This is a genomic window from Streptomyces sp. NBC_00285 (assembly GCF_036174265.1).
Classification (GTDB): domain Bacteria; phylum Actinomycetota; class Actinomycetes; order Streptomycetales; family Streptomycetaceae; genus Streptomyces.
Map to the genome: position 1 here is coordinate 6,253,249 of NZ_CP108055.1, position 18,840 is coordinate 6,272,088.

Annotated in this window: 19 protein-coding genes; 11 read left to right on the forward strand and 8 right to left on the reverse strand. The window is 71.5% G+C overall.

Translation table 11 applies throughout. The features are described 5' to 3' along the window. The first annotated feature begins 33 nt into the window (after nucleotides 1-33). From OHT57_RS29020 to OHT57_RS29040, 5 genes are all read left to right on the forward strand, one after another. Nucleotides 34-627 (forward strand): TIGR03086 family metal-binding protein, encoded by a 594-nt coding sequence (locus tag OHT57_RS29020; protein ID WP_328749486.1) that lies wholly within the window; start codon nucleotides 34-36, stop codon nucleotides 625-627. A 248-nt stretch (nucleotides 628-875) separates the two neighbouring features. Next, a complete protein-coding gene (locus OHT57_RS29025; RefSeq protein ID WP_328749487.1) occupies nucleotides 876-1,964 on the forward strand; it encodes an LLM class flavin-dependent oxidoreductase in 1,089 nt (362 codons plus the stop codon). Then, a complete protein-coding gene (locus OHT57_RS29030) occupies nucleotides 1,961-2,581 on the forward strand; it encodes an FMN reductase (protein ID WP_328749488.1) in 621 nt (206 codons plus the stop codon). Before OHT57_RS29025 ends, OHT57_RS29030 begins: the two co-directional genes overlap by 4 nt. A gap of 183 nt (nucleotides 2,582-2,764) precedes the next feature. Next, nucleotides 2,765-3,490 carry a response regulator transcription factor gene (locus OHT57_RS29035; RefSeq protein WP_328749489.1) on the forward strand — a complete coding sequence of 242 codons (726 nt, stop codon included), beginning with the start codon at nucleotides 2,765-2,767 and terminating at the stop codon, nucleotides 3,488-3,490. Beyond that, nucleotides 3,491-4,915: a sensor histidine kinase gene (locus OHT57_RS29040; protein ID WP_328749490.1), complete on the forward strand. Its 1,425-nt coding sequence runs from the start codon at nucleotides 3,491-3,493 to the stop codon at nucleotides 4,913-4,915. It abuts the gene before it with no gap. Between the two features lie 115 nt (nucleotides 4,916-5,030). On the opposite strand, the gene OHT57_RS29045 is transcribed toward OHT57_RS29040, so the two are convergent. From OHT57_RS29045 to OHT57_RS29060, 4 genes are all read right to left on the reverse strand, one after another. Beyond that, nucleotides 5,031-6,383 carry a histidine-type phosphatase gene (locus OHT57_RS29045; protein WP_328753358.1) on the reverse strand — a complete coding sequence of 451 codons (1,353 nt, stop codon included), beginning with the start codon at nucleotides 6,381-6,383 and terminating at the stop codon, nucleotides 5,031-5,033. Between the two features lie 69 nt (nucleotides 6,384-6,452). Continuing rightward, a complete protein-coding gene (locus OHT57_RS29050; protein WP_443053631.1) occupies nucleotides 6,453-7,307 on the reverse strand; it encodes a PaaX family transcriptional regulator in 855 nt (284 codons plus the stop codon). Between the two features lie 109 nt (nucleotides 7,308-7,416). Beyond that, the gene (locus tag OHT57_RS29055; RefSeq protein ID WP_328749493.1) at nucleotides 7,417-8,787 is read right to left on the reverse strand and encodes an alpha/beta hydrolase family protein; all 1,371 of its coding nucleotides are present in this window, start codon (nucleotides 8,785-8,787) and stop codon (nucleotides 7,417-7,419) included. Continuing rightward, nucleotides 8,784-10,124, reverse strand: coding sequence for an MFS transporter (locus OHT57_RS29060; RefSeq protein WP_328749494.1), 1,341 nt, complete (start codon nucleotides 10,122-10,124; stop codon nucleotides 8,784-8,786). The genes OHT57_RS29055 and OHT57_RS29060 overlap by 4 nt, the downstream gene beginning before the upstream one ends. A gap of 149 nt (nucleotides 10,125-10,273) precedes the next feature. Between OHT57_RS29060 and OHT57_RS29065 the strand changes: the two genes are divergently transcribed. Together OHT57_RS29065 and OHT57_RS29070 are read left to right on the forward strand one after the other, a co-directional pair. After that, nucleotides 10,274-10,942, forward strand: a complete 669-nt coding sequence (locus OHT57_RS29065) for an RNA polymerase sigma factor (RefSeq protein ID WP_328749495.1) — start codon at nucleotides 10,274-10,276, stop codon at nucleotides 10,940-10,942. Further along, on the forward strand, nucleotides 10,939-12,018 hold the full coding sequence (locus OHT57_RS29070) for a CU044_5270 family protein (RefSeq protein WP_328749496.1): 1,080 nt from the start codon (nucleotides 10,939-10,941) through the stop codon (nucleotides 12,016-12,018). The genes OHT57_RS29065 and OHT57_RS29070 overlap by 4 nt, the downstream gene beginning before the upstream one ends. 180 nt (nucleotides 12,019-12,198) lie before the next feature. Here OHT57_RS29070 and OHT57_RS29075 read toward each other — a convergent pair whose 3' ends face one another. Continuing rightward, nucleotides 12,199-12,612, reverse strand: coding sequence for an arsenate reductase ArsC (locus OHT57_RS29075; protein ID WP_328749497.1), 414 nt, complete (start codon nucleotides 12,610-12,612; stop codon nucleotides 12,199-12,201). 83 nt (nucleotides 12,613-12,695) lie between these two features. Between OHT57_RS29075 and OHT57_RS29080 the strand changes: the two genes are divergently transcribed. Further along, nucleotides 12,696-13,010 (forward strand): ArsR/SmtB family transcription factor, encoded by a 315-nt coding sequence (locus tag OHT57_RS29080; protein ID WP_328749498.1) that lies wholly within the window; start codon nucleotides 12,696-12,698, stop codon nucleotides 13,008-13,010. Nucleotides 13,011-13,047: 37 nt separating this feature from the next. Next, nucleotides 13,048-13,851, forward strand: a complete 804-nt coding sequence (locus OHT57_RS29085) for an aquaporin (protein WP_443053496.1) — start codon at nucleotides 13,048-13,050, stop codon at nucleotides 13,849-13,851. A gap of 95 nt (nucleotides 13,852-13,946) precedes the next feature. On the opposite strand, the gene OHT57_RS29090 is transcribed toward OHT57_RS29085, so the two are convergent. Continuing rightward, nucleotides 13,947-14,324 (reverse strand): ArsR/SmtB family transcription factor, encoded by a 378-nt coding sequence (locus OHT57_RS29090; protein WP_328749499.1) that lies wholly within the window; start codon nucleotides 14,322-14,324, stop codon nucleotides 13,947-13,949. Nucleotides 14,325-14,467: 143 nt separating this feature from the next. On the opposite strand from OHT57_RS29090, the gene OHT57_RS29095 reads away from it, so the two are divergent. Next, on the forward strand, nucleotides 14,468-15,835 hold the full coding sequence (locus tag OHT57_RS29095) for an NAD(P)-binding domain-containing protein (protein WP_328749500.1): 1,368 nt from the start codon (nucleotides 14,468-14,470) through the stop codon (nucleotides 15,833-15,835). A gap of 154 nt (nucleotides 15,836-15,989) precedes the next feature. Here OHT57_RS29095 and OHT57_RS29100 read toward each other — a convergent pair whose 3' ends face one another. Continuing rightward, nucleotides 15,990-17,390 (reverse strand): MFS transporter, encoded by a 1,401-nt coding sequence (locus tag OHT57_RS29100; RefSeq protein WP_328749501.1) that lies wholly within the window; start codon nucleotides 17,388-17,390, stop codon nucleotides 15,990-15,992. A 105-nt stretch (nucleotides 17,391-17,495) separates the two neighbouring features. Between OHT57_RS29100 and OHT57_RS29105 the strand changes: the two genes are divergently transcribed. Then, the gene (locus tag OHT57_RS29105; protein WP_328749502.1) at nucleotides 17,496-18,065 is read left to right on the forward strand and encodes a TetR/AcrR family transcriptional regulator; all 570 of its coding nucleotides are present in this window, start codon (nucleotides 17,496-17,498) and stop codon (nucleotides 18,063-18,065) included. A gap of 75 nt (nucleotides 18,066-18,140) precedes the next feature. On the opposite strand, the gene OHT57_RS29110 is transcribed toward OHT57_RS29105, so the two are convergent. Beyond that, nucleotides 18,141-18,578: a hypothetical protein gene (locus tag OHT57_RS29110; protein ID WP_010986216.1), complete on the reverse strand. Its 438-nt coding sequence runs from the start codon at nucleotides 18,576-18,578 to the stop codon at nucleotides 18,141-18,143. Between the last annotated feature and the right edge of the window lie 262 nt (nucleotides 18,579-18,840).

Here is an 18,840-nt window from a genome sequence, read left to right on the forward strand (position 1 = left end):
GAAGGACGGGGGCGGTCTTCGTACGGTCGGAGCATGGACACGAACGAGGCGAAGACGTACGGCATCGGTGAGCTGCTGGATCTGGCGCGCGAGCGGGCGGTTCCGGTGGTCCGGGGGATCCCGGACACGGCCCTCGACGCCCCCACGCCCTGTGCGGAGTACGACGTGAAGGCGCTGGTCAACCATCTCTTCCAGGTGGTGGTGCAGTTCCAGCGGCTGGCTGCGAAGGAGGCGTCGGACTTCGGTGCGAGCGCTCCCGACCGGGTGGCGGAGGGCTCGGACTGGCGGGAGCGGTTCGTGGCCGAGGCGGACCGGTTGGTGGTGGCGTGGTCCGCGCCCGGTGCGGAGGAGGGGGTGACCGGGGCGATGGACATGCCGGCGCGGCTGGTCGGCTCGATGGCGCTGCTCGATCTGACCGTGCATGTGTGGGACTTGGCGCGGGCGACGGGGCGGGGGTACGGGGAGGCCGACGCGGTGGTCGTGGAGGAGCTGGCGGGTGCGGTGGCTCAGCTGGAGCCGACGGCTCGGAAGATGGGGGTGTTCGGGGAGCCGGTGGGGGTGGCGGGGGATGCGTCGGCTTTTGAGCGGCTGTTGGGGCGGACCGGGAGGGATCCTGGGTGGGGGTGAATGCGGTCGTTCGTCGGGTGCGGGCCGGTGGGGGCTGGTCGCGCAGTTCCCCGCGCCCCTGGGTGGGTGGTGGAGCCGTGGGTCGAGGTTGTCCCGTGTCCGTGGGTGGGGGGTGGCGCCGTGGGTTGGCGCTGTCCCGTGTCCCTGGGTGGGGGGACCTGGGGCCGTGGGAATAGGGGCGGGCAGGTCGTCGTTCTCCAGGCGTGCGGTTATAGTTTAACCGTCAACAACCTGGAGGGTGAGAGACCATGCAGTTCGGGATCTTCAGCGTCGGCGATGTCACGCCGGACCCGACGACGGGCCGTACGCCGACCGAGCGCGAGCGGATCAAGGCCATGGTCGCCATCGCGCTGAAGGCCGAGGAGGTCGGGCTCGACGTCTTCGCGACCGGTGAGCACCACAACCCGCCCTTCGTGCCGTCGTCGCCGACGACCATGCTCGGGTACATCGCGGCGCGGACCGAGAAGCTGATCCTCTCCACCTCCACCACGCTGATCACCACCAACGACCCGGTGAAGATCGCCGAGGACTTCGCGATGCTCCAGCACCTGGCCGACGGGCGCGTCGACCTGATGATGGGCCGCGGCAACACCGGGCCGGTGTATCCGTGGTTCGGCAAGGACATCCGCGAGGGCATCAACCTCGCCATCGAGAACTACGCCCTGCTGCGGCGGCTGTGGCGCGAGGACGTCGTGAACTGGGAGGGGAAGTTCCGGACGCCGCTCCAGGGCTTCACGTCCACGCCCCGGCCGCTGGACGGGGTCGCGCCGTTCGTCTGGCACGGGTCGATCCGGTCTCCCGAGATCGCCGAGCAGGCCGCCTACTACGGCGACGGGTTCTTCCACAACAACATCTTCTGGCCGGCCGACCACACCAAGCAGATGGTCGAGCTGTACCGCGCCCGGTACGCCCACTACGGGCACGGGACGGCCGAGCAGGCGATCGTGGGGCTGGGTGGGCAGGTGTTCATGCGCCGGAACTCGCAGGACGCCGTGCGTGAGTTCCGCCCCTACTTCGACGTTGCCCCCGTGTACGGACACGGACCCTCCCTTGAGGACTTCACCGACCAGACCCCGCTGACCGTGGGCTCCCCCGAGCAGGTCATCGAGAAGACGCTGAAGTTCCGCGAGTACGCCGGGGACTACCAGCGCCAGCTGTTCCTCGTGGACCACGCCGGGCTGCCCCTGAAGACCGTCCTGGAGCAGCTCGACATGCTCGGCGAGGAGGTCGTGCCGGTGCTGCGCAAGGAGTTCGCGGTGGGCCGGCCGGCCGGGGTGCCGGACGCTCCCACGCACGCGTCGCTGCTCACCACCGCCCGCAAGGAGGCCGCCGTATGAAGCTCGTCGTCGTTTCCGCGGGGCTGAGCGTGCCCTCGTCCACGCGGCTGCTGGGGGACCGGCTGGCCGCGGCCGTGGGCCGGACGGCCGAGGGCCCGGTGGAGGTGCGTGTCGTGGAGCTGCGGGAACTCGCCGTGGACATCGCGCACCACTTCACCAACGGGTTCGCGGGCCGTGCGCTGGCCGCCGCTCAGGAGGCGGTGACCGGGGCCGACGGGCTGATCGTCGTCACGCCCGTGTTCTCGGCGTCGTACAGCGGACTGTTCAAGTCGTTCTTCGACGTGCTGGAGCCGGAGGCGCTGGCCGGGAAGCCCGTGCTGATCGCGGCGACCGGCGGCACGGCCCGGCACTCTCTCGTGCTGGAGCACGCGCTGCGGCCGCTCTTCGCCCACCTGAAGGCCGTCGTCGTGCCGACCGGTGTGTACGCCGCGTCGGAGGACTGGGGCGCCGAGGGGCTGGACGGGCGGATCGAGCGGGCCGCGGGGGAACTGGCGAGGCTGATGTCCGGGCTGTCGGCAGGGCGGCCGTCCGCCGGGCGAGGTCCGGAGACCGGCGCGGTCGGCGGGTTCGCCGGGGTGGTGCCGTTCGAGGAGCGGCTGGCGGCGCTGCGGGTCTGAGCCCGACGGGACCCACGCCGACCGGCCTGTCCGGCGACTGGGCACAGGCTCTTCGCGCGGCGGCCCGGTACTGAGGGAAAACACCCCCCGGTACCGGGCCGACACGGTGAGAGGCCAGTAAGAAGGACGACTGCGGGACTGCTCACCTCGGCCAACTGCCACAGGCCTTGGCAGACTGGGTCCGTGCCCCCAAATCTGCTGCTCGCCGAAGACGACCGCGCCATCCGTCACGCCCTGGAACGCGCCCTGACCCTGGAGGGCTACCAGGTCACCGCGGTCGCCGACGGCGTCGAGGCGCTGGCGCAGGCCCACAAGACGCCGCCGGACGTGCTCGTCCTCGACGTGATGATGCCCGGGATCGACGGACTCCAGGTCTGCAGGGTGCTGCGCGCCGAGGGCGACCGGACGCCGATCCTCATGCTGACGGCGCTCGTGGAGACCCAGGACCGGATCGCCGGCCTGGACGCGGGCGCCGACGACTACGTGGTCAAGCCGTTCGACGTCGAGGAGGTCTTCGCCCGGCTGCGCGCCCTGCTGCGGCGTACCAGCGCGGAGGGAATGGCCCCGGCCGGCGCCGCGCCGAAGACGGCCCTTCCCGAGCTGCCCCAGGGCCGGATCGAGGCGGCGGGACTGCGCATGGACATCCAGGCCAGGCGGGCCTGGCGCGGGACGCGCGAGCTGGAACTGACCCGTACCGAGTTCGAGCTGCTGGAGTTGCTCGTGCGCAACGCGGGCATCGTGCTGGACCACTCGACCATCTACGACCGGATCTGGGGCTACGACTTCGGGCCCGGCTCCAAGAACCTCGCCGTGTACGTCGGCTACCTGCGCCGCAAGCTCGACGACCCCGGCGCGCCCCAGCTGATCCACACGGTGCGTGGCGTGGGTTACGTGCTCCGGGAGGACTGAGTGGGGCGGCTGGACCGGCTGTGGGCCCGGCCCCGGCCCCGGCTGCTGTCCCTGCGGACCACGTTCGCCGTGTCCTTCGCCGCGGTGACGGCCGCGGTGACCGTCCTCGTCGGTGTGCTGTCCTACAGCGCCGCCGCCCGGCTGGTGCGGGTGGACCAGGAGTCCGTGTTCGACCAGGTCGTGCAGGATCTGCGGGACGAGGTGAGCCAGCACCGGATGACGCCGGAGGACTTCTCGTCCTCGGCACCGGGCCATGACCTCGTGCGGCCCGCCCGTACGGACGTGCAGGTGCTGGGGCCCTCCGGGGCCGTCGCCGACCCGGGGCGTCCCGCGCTGCCGGTGATCTCCGCCGACCGGCGGATCGCGGCCGACGGCTCCGCGGGGCGGATGGCGCTGCACAAGGAGGTCTCGGTCGGCAGCGACGCCTACCGGATCGCCACCGTCTCGCTCGGCGGCGGGCGGGGGGCCGTGCAGGTGGCCCAGGAGTTCAGTGACACCGAGGATCTGCTGCGGGCGCTGCAGCAGCGGACGTTTCTGCTCATGGTCGCGGTGGTGGTGGGGGCCGGGCTGTTCGGATGGTGGCTGGCCCGGCGGATCACGCGGCGGCTGGTGATCCTGACGTCCGCCGCCGAGGATGTCGCGCGGACCCGGCGGCTCGGTATCGAGGTGCCGGTCACCGGCTACGACGAGGTGGGGCGGCTCGGGCGTGCGTTCGACCGGATGCTGGGCCGGCTCGCGCAGTCCGAGGAGGACCAGCGCAGGCTCGTGCAGGACGCGGGGCACGAGCTGCGGACGCCGTTGACGTCGCTGCGCACGAACATCTCGCTGCTGCGCCGGATCGACGAGCTGCCGCCCGCCACCCGTGACGACCTGGTCGCCGATCTCACCCAGGAAGCCAGGGAGTTGACCGATCTGGTGAACGAGCTGGTCGACCTCGCGGCGGGGCAGGCGGACAACGAGCCGCCCCAGCGGGTGGACCTCGCCGACGTCGCCGAGGAGGTGGCAGGGCTGGCCCGGCGGCGCACCGGCCGGGAGGTCGTGGTGCACGCCGGTGATTTCACGACCACCGACGGGCGGCCGGGGATGCTTCAGCGGGCGATCTCGAACCTCGTGGAGAACGCGGCGAAGTTCGACCGGGACGGCACCGCGCCGATCGAGATCTCCGTCTCCGGGATCACTGCGGCCGGGCCGGTGCGGGTGGAGGTGCTGGACCGGGGGCCGGGTATCACCGACGTCGACCTGGTGCGGGTCTTCGACCGCTTCTACCGGGCGGCGGACGCTCGGTCGTTGCCGGGGTCGGGGCTCGGCCTTTCGATCGTGCGGGAGGTGGCGTTGTCCCACGGGGGAGCACCGTTCGCGTTCCCCCGCGACGGGGGCGGCACGGTCATCGGATTCACGGTCGGCGGGGACGCCCCCGGCCGCTGAGCCTCCCGCCGCCGGCGGCGGCTCGACGTGGACCCGCGGCCGATCCACCCGCCCGTACGGCAGCGCCTCTTCAGGGCGCTGCCGTTCCTCGTCGGGCCTCTGCAAGCTCGCCCGGTCAGTTCGCCGTCCTGCCGAAGCAGCGTTCCAGCTCGTTCAGGTCGTAGAACTTGCTGCCCTTCGAGACGGGCCTGCAGGCCGCCTTGAAGGCCGTCTCCTTCTCGTTGTAGAGCATGCGGACCAGGAAGGCGTTGCCCTTGCGGTACAGGTCCCACTGGATGTTCGCGCCGAGCGGGGCCACGGCGGCGCCCCGCCAGGGGTTGGTGGCGTACGTGTACGGCGTGGCCGTCGTGACGCCCTGCGTGCTGCCCGGCAGGCCCATCAGCGCGGCCAGCGGGATGATCTCCTCGGCGTGGGTGAAGCGGAGTTCGGCGCCCAGGTCGCCGGTGCCGGCGCGCTTGGCCTCCACCTGCTTGAACAGGTCGTCGAGCAGGACGCCCGCCATCTTGTACGTGATGTCGCTGTCGGCGAATCCGGGGCCCTTCTCGTAGAAGTCCTCGGCGTCACTGAGGTAGCCGAACCAGTCGGCGTCCCGCTTCGCGATGAACTTCTCCAGGCCCCAGCCCCTGCCGCCGGGGCTCTCCTCGCGCATGGCCGGGGCGATGGCGTACAGGTTGTAGACGGCCTGGGCCGCTGCCACCTGGTCGTCGGGGGCGAGGGTGTCGACGAAGGACGTACGGAAGAGCTTCTTCAGTACGCCGCGGGCCGCGCTGTGGGTCCTCGGCTGGTCGGTGACGCTCTTCAGGGTGTCCGCGAGGCGCTGGTCGTTCGCTATGTAGTCGCGGTACGCCTTGCCGCCGGCGGCCTTGTGGAAGTACAGCAGGTCGACGTCCGTGCGGGTTGCGCCGATGAGCGGCTTGAGCTCCGGGTCCTTCTCGGCGAGGGTCCCGGCGTAGATGTTCGCGCTGTCCACGGCCCGGCCCTGGCCGGAGCTGACGACGTCGATCTTCTCGCCCGTCTTCGCGATCGTGGCGAAGAGGCCGGGCAGTCGCTGTGCCAGGCGGGTGGCGGTGTCGCGGAGTTCCTGCTTGCCGCGGCCGCTGAGGTCGCCGTAGCCGACCGCGCTCATGGCGCTCTGGAGCGCCTGCACCTTCGGGCCGAACTCCCGGCCCTTCGCGGTGAGTCCGTCGGCCGCCCGCGCCTTCTCCAGCAGGGCGAGGACCAGGTCGCCGTCGTCGCTGTCGGTCGCGGCGCGGGAGCCGTGCCGGGAGACGTTCTCCGTGAACACGGGGACGAAACCGGCGGGCGCCTTCTGGTAGGTGCGGGGGTTCTGGCCGGGCTCGTAGGGAGCCTTCGTCCCGTAGCTGTCGCTGTCGCTGCGGTGCTCGGACACGGCCTGGGCGGGGAACGCGGCGGTCGCGAGGAGGGCGGCGAGCCCTGCGGTGGCCAGGGCGGGGGTGACACGTCTCATCATGTGCGCATCGTTTGCGGGGGACGTGAACGACGGATGACCGTGGGGCGGCACCCGGGTGTTCATCGCCTACGGGCGTGAAGCGGCCGTGGGAACCGGGTCCGTGGGAGCCGGGTCCGTGGCGGCCGGGTCGGGTTCGGGCCGCAGGTGCAGGGGCCTCGTCTCCAGCGCCGCGCGTGCCGCCGTCAGGGCCGGGTGGGTCTGTTGCGCGACCCGGCGGAAGGTCTCCTGCGCGGTGCGGGCCGGCCAGGCCGGTGGCAGATGGCGGGCGGGCAGTCGCGGGTCCGTGCGGATGGTCCACAGCCACTCGCTGACCAGGCGCAGGCGGGTGCCGATCGGGTCGGTGTCGGGGCCGTTGCCCAGGTGGGCGCTCCAGCGCTTGTCGAAGGCGACGTAGCGGGCGGCGATGGACTCCAGGTCCCAGGTGTCGCGGATCATCTGCGCGATGTCGGTCACCTCGGCGGCCTGCGCGTGGAAGATCTTCACGTGGGCGGTGAGGCTCAGTTCGGCCACGACCGCGGAGACGTCGACATGACCCGGGGCGATCCACAGCCCGCTGTACAGCGCGCCGAATCCCGACCAGGCGAGCCGTGAGCGCAGGTCGTGGCGCTGGCGCTTCCAGGAGTCGGGCAGGGAGAAGCCGAGCAGGGTCCAGGAACCGTCCCAGTCGTCGTTGACGGCGCCCTGCTCCCAGATGCGGGTACGGCCGTCGATCAGGACGCGGGTGGCCTGCGGGGTCAGGCCGAAGAACATCTTGCGGCCCTCGCGCTGACGCTGCAGCAGACCCCGGTTGACCATGCGGGTCAGCGTGGAACGCACGGCCTGTTCGCCGACGCCGACGCGGCCCAGTACGTCGATGATGCTGCCCGAGTAGACGCCCAGTTCGCCCTCTTCGAGGACGTGGTTGCCGAAGAAGGCGAGCATGAGCGACTGCGGGCGCGGCTGCGGCCCGTCCGCGGTGTCCAGGATGTCGTCGTCCACGGGGGCAAGGGTACGACCGCCCGCCGGTCGTGCGGCGGGCGGTCGTCCGAGGTCACCGGCGGTCGGCGGGGTGGGCAAGGTCGTACGGCCGCAGGTAGGGGGTCGGGTGGTACGTGACGTAGCGGGTGGGGGTGGTGGGGTCGGCCTCGGTGGCGCGGGTGTTGAGGGACGCCGGGTCGGTGCCGTGCCAGCCGCCGGTGGCCACGCGGTCCTCCAGGGTGTGGAGGGCGGCGAGTTGTTCGGCGGGGCTGAAGGTGCAGTGGCCGGCGTTGTCGACGTAGGCCTGGCGGAGCAGGGGAGCGGAACCGGCGGCGGTGACCGCGCGGCGCAGGGCGCTCTCCGTCTGGACGGGGACCAGGGGGTCGCCGATCGTGTGGATGGAGAGCTGGGGCTTGGCGAGCTTGCCGGTGAAGCTGCTGGTGCTGCTCATCCAGGCGACGGCGGCCGGGTCGGCGCTGATGCGGGGGGCCTTGTTCAGCGCGGCGAGGTCCTTGCCGAGGGACAGGCCGGCCTTCTTGTACAGCTCGGTGACCTCCTTGCGGACGGAGGACTTCCCGAGCAGCCGCGCGTAGTCGACGCCGGTGTTCCAGGACATGTTGCCGCCCGCGCGGACCTCGGCCTCCTGGCGCCGGTTGAAGGCGGCGATCTTCAGCAGGCCCTTGACGGCGTCGTACTGGTTGGCCTGCTGTGCGTCCCAGTCGGTCGCGGCGGGGCGGGTCTGGGTCGGCGCGTTCCAGACGGGGATGTTGTGGAGGGCGGCGGCGAGGGCGACACGGGCCCGGCCCTGGGCCGTCGACTGGGCGGAGTCGACCGTGGCGGTCAGGGTGTTCGCCGCGTCGGTGGCTGCCTGCTGGGTCGGGAGGTTCACCAGCGGGACGTCGGAGCCGAGGAGCGTCTTGAGGGCGAACACCGGGTCGAGGGTGTTGTTCCAGTTGGCGACGCCGCCGTGGACCAGGCCGCACATGGACAGCGAGCCGTCGATCGCGTCCGGGTGGCGTTCGGCTATCGCCGTGGTGACCAGGCCGCCGTACGACCGTCCCCAGGCGAGGGTGAGGGAGGCCTGGCCGAAGCGGGTGGTGAAGGCCTTCAGGGTGGCCATCTGGTCGGGGACCGCGTCGGTGACGGCCCAGCCGGTGGACGCGTACGAGGAGCCGATGAGGGCGTAACCCTGCTGGAGGAGGAGGGGCTTGGTGGCCGCGTCCGGAGCGTCCTGGGCGGGGTTGGCGGGGCCCGCGTTGTAGCCGTGGCTGAACAGGAGGACGGTGCCGTTCCAGTTGGTGGGGACGTCCATCATGTACGTGGCGCCGGAGGGGAGTTGACCGTCCACGTGGGTGGTGTCCGCGTCGGCCGCAGTGGCGGCGGGTGCGGCGGTGAGGGTGAGCAGGAAGGCCGCCGTGCAGGCGATGCGGGTGCCGTGCCTCATGCGGTGATCTCCTCGGTGTGGGGGGCGGTGGGCTGTTCGGTGCTGTCGTCGCCGAGCGAGGTGCGGTTCGTCTCGCGGACGAACCACACCGTCAGCGCGGTGATCAGCGAGCCGCCGCACAGCAGGAGGGCGACGGGGGTGCCGTTGCCGCTGCTCGCGACCAGGCTGCCGGCGATCATGGGGGAGAAGCCGGCGCCGACGAGGGTGGCGCCCTGGTAGCCGAGGGAGGCGCCGGTGTAGCGGACCTTGGTGCCGAACATCTCGCTGAACAGGGCGCCCAGGGGGCCGTACATCAGCGACTGGGCGATGCCGTGGCCGATGACGACGGCCAGGATCAGGGCTCCTGGGGACTTGGAGTCGATCAGGGCGAGGACCGGGAAGGCGGTGGCGGCCGAGAGGAGGGCGCCGGTGAGGACGACCGGGCGGCGGCCGACCCGGTCGGAGAGCGCGGAGGCGCAGGGCAGCACCACCAGGGCCACGGCGGCGGAGACGCTGAGCGCGGTGAGCACCTGCGGGCGGGCGTAGCCGATGCCGGTGGCGTACGCGATCAGGTAACTGGTCAGCAGGGACTGGGCGGTGAAGGCGCCGATGCCGACACAGCAGGCCAGCAGCACAGGCTTCGGGCGGCGCAGGACGTCGAGGACGGGGAGCCTCGACTCGGCGCGGTCCTTCTTCACCTCGGCGAACAGCGGGCTCTCGACCACCTTGAGGCGGACGAACAGGCCGACGCCGAGCAGTAGCACGCTCAGCAGGAACGGCACGCGCCAGCCCCACGCCGCGAACTGGTCCTTGGGGAGGGTGGAGACCAGGGCGACGACGGTGGCGGAGATCAGGGAGCCGAGCGGGGCGCCCATCTGCGTGAAGCTCGACCAGAGGCCACGGCGGTGTTCGCCCGCGTGTTCCACGACCATCAGGGTCGCGCCGCCCCACTCACCGCCGATGGCGATGCCCTGCACCACGCGCAGGGTGATCAGCAGGACCGGCGCCCAGACGCCGATGGTGTCGTAGGTGGGCAGCAGGCCGATGAGGAAGCTGGCGCCGCCCATCAGGCCCATGGTGAGCAGCAGCATGTTCTTGCGGCCGAGACGGTCGCCGAAGTGTCCGAAGACGATGCCGCCGATGGGGCGGGCGACGTAACCGGCGGCGAAGGTGCCGAACGCGGCGATCGTGCCGACGGCGGGGTCGGCGCCGGGGAAGAACAGTTCGCCGAAGACGAGCGCGGCGACGGTGCCGTAGACGAGGAAGTCGTAGAACTCCACGGCGGTGCCGAGTAGGCCGGAGAGGGCGACCCGGCGGAGTTGGCGGACGCGTTCGGACACATGGGGGGACGGGGGCATCGCGGTCTCCCTTGAGCGGAGGAAGGACACCGCGAAATTAGGCTGTCTGGTGACTGCCGTCAATAAAGTGCACAACATTGATAGCGTCGCGACAGGGGTGTGTGACGCGCGTCACTGGAACTCGGCGATCCAGTCGGGCAGTTGAGAACGTGACCACAGATATGCGAACCCGGATACGGGCCGGGGATCCGGACGCCTTCGCGGAGCTCTACGACGCGTGCGCCCGCTCGGTGTACAACCACGCCTTCCGGCTGACCGCCGACTGGTCCGTGGCCGAGGACGTCATGTCGGCGACGTTCATGGAGGCCTGGCGGCGCCGGACATCGATCGAGGCCGACGGCGGCTCGCTGCGGCCGTGGCTCCTCGGCATCGCCACGAACGTCGCCCGCTCCCACTGCCGCGGCAACCGGCGCTACCGGGCGGCGGCGGGTGCGGCGGCCGCGGCCGGGGTGGTGGAGGTCGCCGACCATGCCGAGGAGACGGCCGGACGGGTGGACGACCGGCGCCGGATCGCCGCCACGCTGACCGCGCTCGGCTCCCTGAGACGCCCCGAACGCGAGGTGCTCGTCCTGTGCCTGTGGGAGGGCCTGGAGTACGCCGACGCCGCCCGCGCCCTCGGCATCCCCGTCGGAACCGTCCGCTCCCGGCTGTCCCGGGCCCGCGGGAGGCTGCGCAGGCTCGCGGAAGCGGAGCTGGCTCAACAGGATCCGAAAAAAACTCGACCGGCTCCGAAAAAAAGGGAACTCACCCACACGAACCGGCAGATAACAGGTGATCGCGAGTTCGTGATCCGGTCCGCACAGGAAGGAAACCGATGAACGCCACCCCCTCCCAGCCGCACCCGGCCGAGTGGACGGAGACCCGGAGTCTCCTGCCCTCCGTTGAACGGGATCTGCCGGCGGGCCGCCACCAGTTCCACAAGGAGCAGATGATGGTCCAGATCCGCGAAGACCTGCGTTCGACTGACGGCCTGCGTACGAACGAGCACCCGCGTGCGGCTGTCGAGCCGCGCCGTCGGAACCCGTTCCTGCGCCGGGTGATCCTGCTGCCCGCGATGGCCTGCGCCCTGGCCGGCGCGGTGGTGGGCGGCCTCGCCCTGACCGGCGGCGGTGACGGCACGACATCCCTGGCCACCGGCCCCGCGCTGACGACCCGGATCGGCACCGCCGACACCCAGGGCGCCGGACAGCTGCTCGACCACATCTCCCTGGCCGCCGCGGACACCTCCGAACCGACCGTGCGCGACGACCAGTTCCTCTACATCGCCTCGAAGGTCGCCAGCACCCACCCCAGGACCATCGACGACAAGACCACGATGGTCAGCCAGGAGCTGCACTCCCGCCAGGTCTGGGAGTCCCCCGACGGCAAGGACGGCTGGCTGATCGAGCCCGGCAACACCGACGAGGGCGGCATGACCCTGGCCGGGCCGAATCCGGTCAGCTCGGCCTACAACAGGCTGACCCAACTGCCCACCGACCCCAAGGTCCTGCTGCGACAGATCTACAAGGAGTCGGACGCCGTCCGGGACCCCGAAGTCCCCCGCGACCAGGCCGCCTTCGTCGCGATCGGCGATCTCCTGGTCGAGAGCTACCCGCCCGCGAACCTCACCGCCGCGCTCTACAAGGCCGCCGCCGGCATCCCCGGAGTGGTCGCGGTGGACGACGCGGTCGACGCCGTCGGCCGCCACGGGGTCGCCATCGCACGGCTGGACGAGCAGAGCGGGCAGCGCACGGAGTGGATCTTCGACAAGAAGACGTACGCGTTCCTCGGTGAGCGCAGTGTCCAGGTCGAATCGAACGAGACCTACAAGAAGGGCATGGTGCCCTTCACCATCGCGATCACGCGGCGGGCGGTGGTGGACGAGATGAAGGAGGTTCCGGGGCGGGTGGGCTGACGGACCGCCCATCGCGCACGGACCGCCCATCGCGCACGGACCGCCCATCGCGCACGGCCGGCCCATCTCTCACGGTTCCACGGCGGCGTCCGCCGGGGCGGGGAGGTGGGCCGGGTGCTGCCGGAGTGGCGTGACGGGGGGGCGAGGGCGACGCGGGATCCGGTGGGACCGTCCAGGTGCTCACGCCGACTTCGCCGGGGCGATCTCCTCGATCAGACCCTCGACGAGCGTCCTGATCTCGTCCCGGATCGGCCGGACGGCCTCGACGCCCTGGCCCGCCGGGTCGTCGAGCTGCCAGTCCAGGTACCGCTTGCCGGGGAAGACGGGGCAGGTGTCGCCGCAGCCCATGGTGATGCAGACGTCCGACTCCCGTACCGCGTCCACGGTGAGCGTCTTCGGGACCTCAGCGGAGATGTCGATGCCGACCTCGCGCATGGCCTGCACGGCGGCCGGGTTGACACGGTCGCCCGGGGCGGAGCCGGCGGAACGGACCTCGACACGGTCCCCGGCCAGGTGGGTCAGCCACGCGGCGGCCATCTGGGAACGGCCCGCGTTGTGGACGCAGACGAACAGCACGGAGGGCTTGTCGGGCATCAGGGGTCTCTCCTGTCTCGCGACGGGGATGACGTATCAGCGTCTGATGGTGTCAGTCGCCGCTGATGTGAAAGTATCAGCCCATGCTGACGTCAGTCGACACTGATCTGTTGCGGGTCCTGGCCGATCCGCTCCGCCTCCGGATCGTCACCCTCCTCGCCGAGGAGACGCTCTGCACCACGCACCTGATCGAGGAGACGGGGGCCAGGCAGACCAACCTCTCCAACCATCTGAAGGTGCTGCGCGAGGCCGGGATCGTGGAGACGGAGCCGTGCGGCCGGTTCACCTACTACCGGCTCAGGCCCGACGTCATCGCCTCGCTCGCGGACGGGTTCGCAGCCCTCGCCCAGATCGCACGCGCCACCGCCGAGGGCAACGTCAAGCGGTCCTGCCCCTGATCACCGCCCCCACGGAGACCCGCACCAAGGAGTCCTGTTGACCGCCACCGAGGCGAACGAAGCCATCGGGCACGTCCGAGTCGGGGTGCCCACCGCCCCCATCCCTGTCGGTGTCGAGCCGCAGCCCGCGCCGGGTGCCACCTCGCCCCGGACGCCCCCGCTGCTCGCCAGGGCCGCGGCCGAACTGGTCGGCACCGCCGCCCTGGTGACCGTCGTGGTCGGCTCCGGCATCCAGGCCACCGACCTGACCAAGGACGTCGGCCTGCAGCTGCTCGCCAACTCCACCGCGACCGTCTTCGGCCTCGGCGTCCTCATCCTGCTGCTCGGTCCGGTCTCCGGTGCGCACTTCAACCCGGCCGTCACCCTGGCCGAATGGTGGACCGCCCGCCGCGGGGGATCGGGTGTCACCGCACGTGAGGTGGCGGTCTACGTCCCCGCGCAGACCGTCGGCGCGATCCTGGGCGCGATCCTGGCGGACGCGATGTTCGGTGAACCGTTGGTGAAGTGGTCGACCCACGACCGCTCCGACGGGCACCTGCTCCTGGGCGAGGTCGTCGCCACGGCCGGGCTGATCCTGCTGATCTTCGGCCTGGCCCGCACCGACCGTCTGCGGTTCGCCCCCGTCGCGGTCGCCTCGTACATCGGTGCCGCCTACTGGTTCACGTCGTCCACGTCCTTCGCCAACCCGGCGGTGACGGTCGGCCGCGCCTTCACCGACACGTTCGCGGGCATCGCGCCCGGCTCGGTCGCGGGGTTCGTCGGCATGCAACTGGTCGGTGCGGCGGCCGGGTTGGCGCTGGTGGGCCTCATCTTCCCGGCGGTCCGCAAGCCCACGGGCTGAGACCGACGCCGGCATCGGTGCCGACCTCGATCCGGTACCGATCCGACCCCGCCCCCGGCACAGGCGCCGCCTCTGCCCCTGTCCGGCGTCCCGTCTCAGCCGGTGGTCGGCGCCGTGGTCAGCAGGTGTCCCATGGCCGTGAGGACGGACGGCTCGACCCGGTAGTACACCCAGGTCCCGCGCCGCTGCGAGGTCAGCAGACCGGCGTCCTTCAGCTTCTTCAGGTGGTGCGAGACGGTCGGCTGGGAGACGCCCACGTCGGAGATGTCGCACACGCACGCCTCGCCGCCCTCGTGCGAGGCGACCGCCGAGAACAGCCGCAGCCGTACCGGATCGCCCAGTGCTTTGAACATCCGCGCGGCCGTCTCGGCCTCCTCCGCGGTGAACGGGCGCTCGGTGAGCGGCGGGCAGCACGGCGTCACGGCCTCGCCGGGGGCGGAGTCCAGCAGGGGCAGCACCTGGGTGTTCGGCATGCGCCTATGTTGACATGCGTCGAATCAGCAAGGAAGGGTTGCCCGATCGTTGATTTGATAAATGTCTATATTGACGCTCACCGAATCAGATGCCATTCTGGTCGGGCGGACCATCGACAGGCGTCGAAACAAAGGGGAATCCAGTGAGCGAGTCCACCACCGACCAGTTGCCCGTCGTCGTCATCGGAGCAGGCCCGATCGGCCTCGCCGCAGCCGCCCACCTCATCGAGCGCGACCTGGAACCGCTGGTCCTCGAAGCCGGACCGTCGGCCGCGACCGCCGTACGCGCCTGGGCGCACGTCCGGCTGTTCTCCCCCTGGTCCGAGGTCACCGACCCGGCCGCCGAAAAGCTCCTGGCGCCCACCGGCTGGGCACGCCCTGACGGGTCCGCCTACCCGACCGGGGGCGACTGGGCCGAGCGGTATCTCCAGCCGCTCGCCGACGTCCTCGGCGACAGGGTCCGCTACGGCGTCACGGTGACCGGCGTCGCCCGTGCGGGCCGCGACCGGATCGTGGACGCCGGCCGCGACGAGCAGCCCTTCACCGTGCACCTCGCCACCGCGGACGGCCACGAGGAACGGATCACCGCCCGCGCGGTCGTCGACGCCTCCGGCACCTGGTCCACACCCGGCCCGGCGGGCGCGAACGGCCTGCCCGCGCTCGGCGAGCGGGCCGTCGCCGACCACATCGCCTACCGGGTCCCGGATCTCAGGGACCCGTCCGTCCGCGCCCGCTACGAGGGCAGGCGCACCGCGGTCGTGGGCTCCGGCGCCTCCGCCTTCACGGCACTCGCGTCTCTCGCCGACCTCGCCGAGGGCGAAGGCGGTGCCACGCACGCAGTGTGGGTCCTGCGCCGGGGGATCACCGGTTCGACGTACGGCGGAGGCGAGGCCGATCAACTCCCTGCCCGGGGCGCCCTCGGCCTGCGTGCCAAGGCGGCCGTCGAGGCGGGTCACGCGAGCGCGGTCACCGGATTCCGTACACAGGCTGTGGAACGTGACGGCAACCGGCTCGTGCTCGTCGCGGAGGACGGCCGCCGACTGGACCCGGTCGACGAGATCATCGTCCTGACCGGTTTCCGCCCCGACCTCTCCTTCCTCGCCGAGCTCCGCCTCGGCCTGGACGAGCGACTCCAGGCCGCGACCGCCCTCGCCCCGCTGATCGACCCGAACGTGCACTCCTGCGGCACGGTCTACCCGCACGGTGTGAAGGAGCTCTCCCACCCGGAGAAGGACGTCTACCTGGTCGGTATGAAGTCCTACGGCCGCGCGCCCACGTTCCTCGCGATGACCGGCTACGAGCAGGTCCGCTCCGTCGCCGCCGCGATCGCCGGCGACCAGGAGGCCGCGGAACGCGTGGAGTTGACCCTCCCGGAGACCGGAGTCTGCGGCGGCGCAGGGCTGTTCGACACCCCCGACACTCTCCAGGACGACGGCGACAACGGCGGCTGCTGCGCCGCCCCGGCCACTCTCCGGATCGGCATCGGCGCCCCGCCCGCCTCCGGGACATGACGAAGGCGGGGTCCGGCCGGCGCGGTGGTGGACGGACTTGCTGAAGTGGGTCGTGCCGGCGCAGCGGGCCGCAGTCGCCGGACCGGGACGTCACGCGGTTCGAGGCGCCCGGCGAGCGCGCCGTCGGCGTTGTCGGCGGACGTCTTGAGGCAGTTCACGGAGTTCGCCGCGCCCTGAGGTCGGGGCGCTGCTGCGGCGCGGGTGGGGGCGCGGACGTCGGCCGGGACCCCGCCAGCCACAGGCCGGTGCACACCGCGGCGGCCAGGGTGACGGCTCCGGCCACGGCGAAGGCGTTGTCGAGACCGGTCTCGAAGGAGGCGCCGCCGGACTGCCGGGCGCGGACCACGGCTCCGAGCACCGCCACACCGAGCACCGCGCCGATCTGCCGCGTGGTGCTGCTGATGCCCGAAGCGAGGCCGCCCTCCTGAGGGTCGACCGCCTGGATGGCGGCGCCGGTCAGCGGGGACATGGTCAGGGCGAAGCCGACGCCGACCACGGTGAGCCGCCACCACACGTTGGCGTAACCGGTGTCGGCGTGCACCCCGCCCAGCGCGAGGAGCCCGAGCCCGGCCAGCGCCAGGCCGCCGGTGACGACGGACCGGTAGCCGTATGCGGCGGCGAGGCGGCCCGCGAAGGGGCTGACGACGACCATGGCGAGGGTCGCGGGCAGGGTCTGCAGTCCGGCCCGCAGGATCGAGCTGCCCTGGACGTACACGAAGAACTGCGAGAAGAAGAACGACGAGCCCATGAGCGCGAACCCCACCACGACCATGGCGGAGTTGGAGACGGTGAACAGCCGCCGGCGGAACAGGCCCAGGGGCAGCATCGGTGCGGGGTGACGCCGCTCGACGGCGACGAACACGGCGAGGAGGACGGCCGCCACGGCGAAGCCACCGAGGATCACCGGTGAGGTCCAGCCGCGCGAGCCGCCTTCGATCAGGGCGTAGGCGAGGGTGCCGACCCCGAGGACGGACAGGATCGTGCCCGGGATGTCGAGGGCGCGGGCATCCGGGTTGCGGGACTCCTTGAGGACGCGCCGGCCGACCACCAGCAGGACCACACCGATGGGCACGTTGACCAGGAAGATCGCGGGCCAGCCGAACGCCTGCGCCAGGACGCCTCCGGCCACGGGTCCGGCGGCCAGGCCGATGCCGCTGAGCCCTGCCCACAGCCCGATCGCCCTGACCCGTTCCTGCGGGGCGGGATACGCGGCCACCAGCAGGGCGAGCGAGGCGGGGCTCAGGGCCGCGGCCCCGACCCCCTGCAGCACCCGCCCGGCCACCAGCCAGCCGACCGAGGGGGCGACGCTGCACAGCACGGACGCGGCGGTGAACACCGCGACACCGCTCAGGTACACGCGCTTGCGGCCGAAACGGTCGGCGAAGACTCCGCCGGACAGCAGCAGCATGGCGACCAGCAGGACATAGGCGTCGACGATCCACTGCAGGCCGGTCAGCCCCGCGTCCAGGCGGTGCTGCATGTCGGGCAGTGCCGCGCCGACGATCGTGTTGTCGAGCAGCACCATGAACTGCCCCAGGCAGGTCACCACGAGCATGACGTCCCCTCCCTCTCCCCTAAAGCAGCCAGAAGCTGCATTAGGGGAGACCGTAGAGCGGCTTGGCATGCAAACGCAAGTGCTGGCTGCTTTAAGGTGGGAGGCATGGACGAGCAACAGCGGACCCGGCGGCCCGGCGGACGCAGCGCCCGGGTCGGCGCCGCGGTGCATCAGGCCGTCACCGACCTGGTGGGCGAACGCGGCTACGGCGGATTCACCATCAGCGAGGTCGCGGCCCGCGCGGGCGTCGCCGACACCACCGTCTACCGGCGCTGGGGCAGCCTCGAAGCGCTGCTCACCGACGTGACACTGACCCGCCTCAACGCGCGGTCACCGATGCCCGACACCGGGGACCTGGTCGGCGACCTGCGCACCTACGCGGCCGCCGTGGCCCGCGAGATCACCGGACCCGACGGTCTGGCCGTGCTCCGCCTGGCCGTCGTCCTGTCCGGCTCCGGACCCGAGGGCCTGCGCCTGCGCGACGGCTTCCTCGCCGAACGCGCCCGGCAGTTGCAGTCCATGCTCGACCGGGCGAGCGAGCGCGGGGAGCAGACCCTCGACGCGCTGGCCGTCGTCGACCACGTCATGGCCCCGATGTACATCCGCGTCCTGTTCGGCGCGGGCCCGCTCACCCCGGAGTATGTGGACGGCCTGGTCGACCGGCTGCTGCGCTGACCGTCGGACGGCCCTTCCCCGGCACTGAAAAGGGCGAGGCCCGAAGACCCCGCCCGCTGTCACCAGAACCCCAAGTCAGGGCCACACAAGGCAATACGGCTGATGCCCCGCCTCATGCAGCCGATGGCTGAAGTCCTGCCACTCGTGCAGCAGTTGGTACACATTGAACGCGTCCCGGGGGCCGCCCCGGTCCGGGACCGTCGACCAGATGAAGGCCGCCGCGCCGACCGCTTCCTCGCCTATCCCGCGCAGCGGGTCCACGACCGTCATGGGGAGTTTGACCACCGCGTAGTCGGGGTGGAGGACGACCAGTTCGAGCGGGGGGACCTTGCTGAGGGGGACGCCTTCTATGCCGGTGAGGACCATCGCCGCCATGGTCTCCGGCTTGATCTTCGTGAACATGCCGTTCATGCCGAGCTCGTCGCCGCCGAGTTCCTCGGGGCGCATCGAGATCGGGACGCGGGCTGCGGTCGCGCCGTCGGGCGCGCCGAAGTACTTGTACGTCACCCCCACCCGACCACCATTCCTGCTTCCCGCCCTCAACCGATCGATCCGACGTTCGATACGTCGCTCGTCGCGTTCCGACTCACCGGCTGTGCTCGGCGCACCGGGTGCGCCATGTCCCTGTCGGGTTTCGTTGGCCTCTTCCGCCTCGCGCCGGTGCTTCCCCCGTTGGGAACGTCGAGGACCCAGGTCATCGGTCCCCTCGCCCAGTCCGCCACCGCGATGCATATCTCCACCCGACTGCTTTTCTAGGACGCGTGGCCCCCGCCGC

Excerpts from the sequence above, each read along its gene's own strand:
- OHT57_RS29020 (WP_328749486.1), top strand. The coding sequence starts at position 34 with ATGGACACGAACGAGGCGAAGACGTACGGCATCGGTGAGCTGCTGGAT.
- OHT57_RS29025 (WP_328749487.1), top strand. The coding sequence starts at position 876 with ATGCAGTTCGGGATCTTCAGCGTCGGCGATGTCACGCCGGACCCGACG.
- OHT57_RS29030 (WP_328749488.1), top strand. The coding sequence starts at position 1,961 with ATGAAGCTCGTCGTCGTTTCCGCGGGGCTGAGCGTGCCCTCGTCCACG.
- OHT57_RS29045 (WP_328753358.1), bottom strand. The coding sequence starts at position 6,383 with ATGAGACGTGTCACCCCCGCCCTGGCCACCGCAGGGCTCGCCGCCCTC.
- OHT57_RS29050 (WP_443053631.1), bottom strand. The coding sequence starts at position 7,307 with ATGCTCGCCTTCTTCGGCAACCACGTCCTCGAAGAGGGCGAACTGGGC.
- OHT57_RS29055 (WP_328749493.1), bottom strand. The coding sequence starts at position 8,787 with ATGAGGCACGGCACCCGCATCGCCTGCACGGCGGCCTTCCTGCTCACC.
- OHT57_RS29060 (WP_328749494.1), bottom strand. The coding sequence starts at position 10,124 with ATGCCCCCGTCCCCCCATGTGTCCGAACGCGTCCGCCAACTCCGCCGG.
- OHT57_RS29070 (WP_328749496.1), top strand. The coding sequence starts at position 10,939 with ATGAACGCCACCCCCTCCCAGCCGCACCCGGCCGAGTGGACGGAGACC.
- OHT57_RS29075 (WP_328749497.1), bottom strand. The coding sequence starts at position 12,612 with ATGCCCGACAAGCCCTCCGTGCTGTTCGTCTGCGTCCACAACGCGGGC.
- OHT57_RS29080 (WP_328749498.1), top strand. The coding sequence starts at position 12,696 with ATGCTGACGTCAGTCGACACTGATCTGTTGCGGGTCCTGGCCGATCCG.
- OHT57_RS29090 (WP_328749499.1), bottom strand. The coding sequence starts at position 14,324 with ATGCCGAACACCCAGGTGCTGCCCCTGCTGGACTCCGCCCCCGGCGAG.
- OHT57_RS29100 (WP_328749501.1), bottom strand. The coding sequence starts at position 17,390 with ATGCTCGTGGTGACCTGCCTGGGGCAGTTCATGGTGCTGCTCGACAAC.
- OHT57_RS29105 (WP_328749502.1), top strand. The coding sequence starts at position 17,496 with ATGGACGAGCAACAGCGGACCCGGCGGCCCGGCGGACGCAGCGCCCGG.